Origin of the sequence: Luteimonas sp. 8-5 (assembly GCF_029763755.1) — a bacterium.
GTDB lineage: Bacteria > Pseudomonadota > Gammaproteobacteria > Xanthomonadales > Xanthomonadaceae > Cognatiluteimonas.
This window is the reverse complement of sequence record NZ_JARUVM010000159.1, coordinates 1-4,963: the sequence shown is the minus strand read 5'-3', so window position 1 is coordinate 4,963 and position 4,963 is coordinate 1. Positions and strand designations below refer to the sequence as shown.

At 68.0% G+C, this 4,963-nt stretch carries 5 protein-coding genes and 1 pseudogene; 2 read left to right on the top strand and 4 right to left on the bottom strand.

Annotated elements, in window-relative coordinates; translation table 11 throughout:
- Positions 1-326 (bottom strand): annotated as a pseudogene (locus QAA18_RS12510) (hypothetical protein); the annotation flags it as partial.
- A gap of 124 nt (positions 327-450) precedes the next feature.
- Here QAA18_RS12510 and serS point away from each other — a divergent pair.
- Positions 451-1,743: a serine--tRNA ligase gene (gene serS / locus QAA18_RS12505; RefSeq protein ID WP_279413394.1), complete on the top strand. Its 1,293-nt coding sequence runs from the start codon at positions 451-453 to the stop codon at positions 1,741-1,743.
- Here serS and QAA18_RS12500 read toward each other — a convergent pair.
- Genes QAA18_RS12500 through nirK form a run of 3 tightly spaced genes read right to left on the bottom strand, consistent with a single transcriptional unit; the run spans position 1,727 to position 4,552 of the window.
- On the bottom strand, positions 1,727-2,284 hold the full coding sequence (locus QAA18_RS12500; RefSeq protein ID WP_279413392.1) for an SCO family protein: 558 nt from the start codon (positions 2,282-2,284) through the stop codon (positions 1,727-1,729). The genes serS and QAA18_RS12500 overlap by 17 nt on opposite strands.
- Entirely contained in the window at positions 2,281-3,054 is a 774-nt protein-coding gene (locus QAA18_RS12495) for a formylglycine-generating enzyme family protein (protein WP_279413390.1), read from the bottom strand. Before QAA18_RS12495 ends, QAA18_RS12500 begins: the two co-directional genes overlap by 4 nt.
- A 1-nt stretch (position 3,055) precedes the next feature.
- Positions 3,056-4,552, bottom strand: coding sequence for a copper-containing nitrite reductase (gene nirK, locus QAA18_RS12490; protein ID WP_279413388.1), 1,497 nt, complete (start codon positions 4,550-4,552; stop codon positions 3,056-3,058).
- A 225-nt stretch (positions 4,553-4,777) separates the two neighbouring features.
- Between nirK and QAA18_RS12485 the strand changes: the two genes are divergently transcribed.
- On the top strand, positions 4,778-4,963 hold a 186-nt coding region (locus tag QAA18_RS12485), incomplete at its 3' end, for a chorismate mutase (protein WP_279413386.1).

The window sequence follows — 4,963 nt, the reverse complement described above, 5'->3', positions numbered from 1 at the left end:
GGCGCCGGCGCAGGAGCGGTGGGAGCCGCGACCGGAGCACTCGGCGGCGCCGGCCGCCTGATCGGGGCTTCCGCCCCTCCAACGGGCTCCTCGATGGTGCCCATGCCAGAGGCGGTTTCCTCGCCGGCGGGCAGCGGCACGGGCAGCGGCTCGAACACCTGGCCAGCCACGCTGCGCGGCGCTTCCAGGCTGCGGTAGAAGCGGTTGTTGTCGCGCTGGTCCAGCCACAGCGCCAGGAACAGCAGCAGGCCGGCGACGAAGGCGAGGGCGGCGACCAGTAGGGCCTTGCGCGATGGCATCCAGGCGGGCTTTTGGGCAGCGGACATCAGCGGATCTGGCTCCGGGAACAGTAGCTCGCCTGCATTCTGGCATGCCACGGCGTGGATTCATGGCAAACGGGGCGGCAAAACACGCGATAATTCAGCTTTCCGACTGCCAGCACCGCCCACCATGCTCGATCCCGTCCTGCTCCGCACCCATGCCGCCGAAACCGCCGCGCGCCTGCGCGAAAGCCGAGGTTTCGCGCTCGACGTCGCCGCGCTGGAAGCGCTGGAGTCCGAGCGCAAGGCGCTGCAGGTGCGGACCCAGGAACTGCAGAACCTGCGCAACACGCGCAGCAAGGCGATCGGCCAGGCCAAGGCGAAAGGCGAGGACGTCTCGGCGCTGATGGCCGAGGTCGCCGGCTTCGGCGACGAGCTCAAGGCTTCCGAGGCGCGGCTGGATGCGCTGAAGGGCGAGATCGAGGCGATCGCGCTGGGCATACCGAACCTGCCCGACGAATCGGTGCCGGCCGGCGCCGACGAGTCGGCCAACGTCGAGCAGGCGCGCTGGGGCACGCCGCGCACGTTCGATTTCCAAGTCCGCGACCACGTCGACCTGGGCGCGCGCAACGGCTGGCTCGACGGCGAGACTGCGGCGCGGTTGTCCGGTGCACGCTTCACCGTTCTGCGCGGCCCGCTGGCGCGGCTGCATCGTGCGCTGGCGCAGTTCATGCTCGACCTGCACACCGGCGAGCACGGCTACGAGGAAACCAACGTGCCGCTGCTGGTCAACGCCGACTCGATGCGCGGCACCGGACAGCTGCCCAAGTTCGAGGACGACCTGTTCTCGACGGTCGTGGGCGAGGGCGAGCATGCTTCAAAGCGTTACCTGATTCCGACGTCGGAAGTGCCGCTGACCAACATCGTCCGCGACCAGATCGTCGAGGCCGCGGCGTTGCCGCTGCGCATGACCGCACACTCGATGTGCTTCCGCGCCGAAGCCGGCGCCTACGGCCGCGACACCCGCGGCATGATCCGCCAGCACCAGTTCGAGAAGGTCGAACTGGTGTCGGTGACGCGTCCGGGCGAGAGCGACGAGGAGCACGAGCGCATGACCCGCTGCGCCGAGGTGGTGCTGGAGAAGCTCGGGCTGCCGTACCGGCGCATGCTGCTGTGCAGCGGCGACATGGGCTTCTCGGCGCGCAAGACCTATGACCTCGAGGTGTGGCTGCCCTCGCAGCAGGCCTATCGCGAGATCTCGTCGTGCTCCAACTGCGGCGACTTCCAGGCGCGGCGCATGCAGGCGCGCTGGCGCAATCCCAACAGCAACAAGCCCGAGCTGGTGCACACGCTCAACGGTTCGGGCGTGGCCGTCGGCCGCGCCCTGATCGCGGTGATGGAGAACTATCAGCAGGCCGACGGCAGCATCGAGGTGCCGGAAGCGCTGCGGCCCTACATGGGCGGACTTACAAGGCTTTCCTGACCGCCTCGAGGAACTCGGGGTCGACCTGGCTGCCCATCTTCTCGGTGCGGGCCAGGATGCGGCCGTCGGCGTCGAGCAGGATCAGTGCGCTGGTGTGGTTGAACTCGCCATCGGAAAGCTGCCGGTAGCGGATGTCGAGCACGCCGGCGACGCTGCGCACGTCGGCGGGCTTCGGGCTGGCCAGCGCCCAGCGCTTGTCGGTGATCTTGCGTTCTTCGGCCAGCTTCGCCAGTGCGGCCGGCGTGTCGCGTTCCGGATCCATGCTGATGTAGATCACGCCGAGCCCGGCGCGCTGCCCTGGTGTCAGCGAACGGTCGACCGCCTTGCCGCTTTCGATGATCAGCGGGCAGATGTAACGGCAGGAGGCGTAGAACATCGCCACCACCTGCGGCTTGCCGCGGCGGCTGCCCCAGTCCCAGGTCTTGCCGTGCTGGTCGGTGAGTTGCAGGGGCAGCTGGTAGACGGAATCCGACGGCAGTTCCGCCGCGCCCGCCGGGAGGATGAATCCGATTGCCAATGCAATCGCGATGAGGAATTTCATTTGCCTGCGCTCCTGGCGCATCGGAACCCGAGGTTGGCGGTGGTGCCCTGGGCCTGCATCGAGGACAGCATGGCCACGCGCATCAGCACCGCATAGTTGTCGCGGTCGTCCATCGACAGGGCGCCCGCACCACAGAACTTCGATTTGTCCGGATCGCCCTGGTTGCGGCTTTCCGGGTCGACCAGCAATGACGAGTAGTCGTCGGTCCATTCCCAGACCAGGCCATGCAAGTCCTGCACGCCGTAGGCGTTGGGCACCTGCAGGCCGGCGCGGGGCAGGGCCTGGTTGGAAGGTTGCGAATACCAGGCCAGGATGCGTTCGCGCCAGGCCGGGTCCTTGCGTGCGTCGCGGCGGGTCTCGTCGGCCGCGGCGGCGTATTCCCATTCGTTCCAGGTCGGCAACCGGCCGCCAATGGATTCGCAGTAGGCATTCGCCGCGAACCAGCTCACCTGGACCACCGGCTGCTCCGGCAGCGCCTTGTCGCCGAGGGACACCGGGCCTTCCCATTGCTGCAGGTAGCGGCCTTCGGCCAGCACCTTCGGCACCTTGTCGCGGCGCCACTGCGGGTTGGCTTTCACGAACGCCAGGAACTCGGCGTTGGTCACCGGCCGCTTCTGCAACTCGAACGGCGCGATCTCCACGTCGACGCCGTCCTCGTACTTCAGGGTGGAACGGAAGTCGCTGCCCGGCAGCTTCACCCAGGCCGCGCCGCCGGCCGCGAGCGCGGCGACGGCGGGCAGGGCGAGCAGCAGGGCGGCGAGACGGCGCAACTCAGTGGCCTTCCGACGCCGTGGCCGGCTTGACCTTGCGGATCGCGGCGGCCTGTTCCTTGGTCACCGAACCACCGGGGTTGCCCCAGCTGTTGAGCACGTAGGTGGCGATGTTGGCCACTTCGTCGTCGGTCAGCTGCGACATCGGCGGCATGATCGAGTTGTAGTCCTTGCCGTTGACCTTCACCGGGCCCTGCAGGCCGTGCAGGATCACCTCGGGCACGCGCTCGGGATGTGCGGCGATCCAGTCCGAACCGGCCAGCGGCGGGAACACGCCTTCCATGCCCTGGCCATTGGCCTGGTGACAGGTGGAGCAGGTGCCGGCGAACAGCGCTTCGCCCGCCTTGATCTGGCCTTCCACGGTCAGCTCGCCGGCCGCCGCGGCCTCGGCCGCTTCGCCCACCGCCTTGGAATCGGCGTTGGCGTAGTCGCCGATGTAGACCGCGTCGACTTCCTTGCCCGAGTAGATCTCCGGCCGTTCCTTGCCCTCGGCCTTCAGGATCGCCAGCGCGCCCTTGTTGAACGCGCGGAAGATCGAGTGGTCGACCATCACGTAGCTGCCCGGGACCTCGATGTGGAAGTCCATGATCGCCGCGCCACCGGCCGGGATCAGCGTGGTCTGCACGTTCTCGTTGTAGCGCGTGCCGCCCTCGAACCAGACTTTGTCGAAGATCTCGCCGATCACGTGGAAGCTCGACACCAGGTTCGGGCCGCCGTTGCCGACGTACAGGCGCACGTTCTCGCCGGTGTTGGCCTTGAGCGCGTTGTCGCCGGTGAGCGAACCTTCCATGCCGTTGAACAGGACATACGTCGGGTTCTCGTCGATGCCCTTCTGCATGTCGAAGTCCTGGTGGCCCTTCTCCCGGTACTTGCCCGAGGTGTAGAAGTCGCCCTGCATCACGTAGTACTCGCGGTCGACCGGCGGCATGCCCTCCGGCGGCTCGACCAGGATCAGGCCGTACATGCCGTTGGCGATGTGCATGCCCACCGGCGCGGTGGCGCAGTGGTAGACGTACAGGCCGGCATTGAGCGCCTTGAAGGTGAAGCGGCTGACGTGGCCGGGCGCAGTGAAGCTCGACGAGGCGCCGCCACCGGGGCCGGTGACGCCGTGCAGGTCGATGTTGTGGGGCATCTTGCTGTCGGGCATGTTGCGCAGGTGGAACTGCACCGTGTCACCCTGGCGCACGCGGATGAAGCTGCCGGGCACCGTGCCGCCGAAGGTCCAGAACGTGTAGGTCACGCCCTCGGAGATCGGCATCTCCTTTTCCACCACGTCCAGGGTCACGATGACCTTGGCCGGATAGTCGCGGTTGGTCGGAGGCGGCACGTGCGGCGGCGAGGTGAGCACGGCTTCGATCGGCTCGCCCTGCGGCGGGCCGAAGTCGCCCTTGAGGGAGCCGCCGGTCTCGATGACCTGGGCCTTGGCGGGGCCGTCGTCCTTCTTGCAGCCGGCCAGCGTCAGCAGCGCCACCGAGGCGGCCACCAGGAGGTACTTCATGTGCATCGCTCTCATTGCAACTTCCCCTTTGCGGGAGGGTGATGTTCGGATGGGCGCAGGATGCACCACGCGCGCGCGGCGGGTCCTGACGTGGATCAACTGCCGGTTCATGCCGGACCTATGTTGCACACCGCTTGATTTGGGTCAATGCGGGCGATGCACCCGGCCGCGAGGCTGGCGCCCATCCCGATACCGGAGACTATGATGCCCTCGGGTCCAGACCCCGTGACGGCACGCTCTGCGGCGGTGCCGTGGTCGCTCGCATTGACGCGGCGCGCGATCGACGGCATCGACGATGCGTTGGTGGCATTGCTGGCGGGCCGCGGCCGGCTGGCCGGAATGGCGGCGGGCTGCAAGCGGCGCGCCGGCCTTGCCGCGCATGACCCGCAACGCGAGTCGCGCATCCATGCG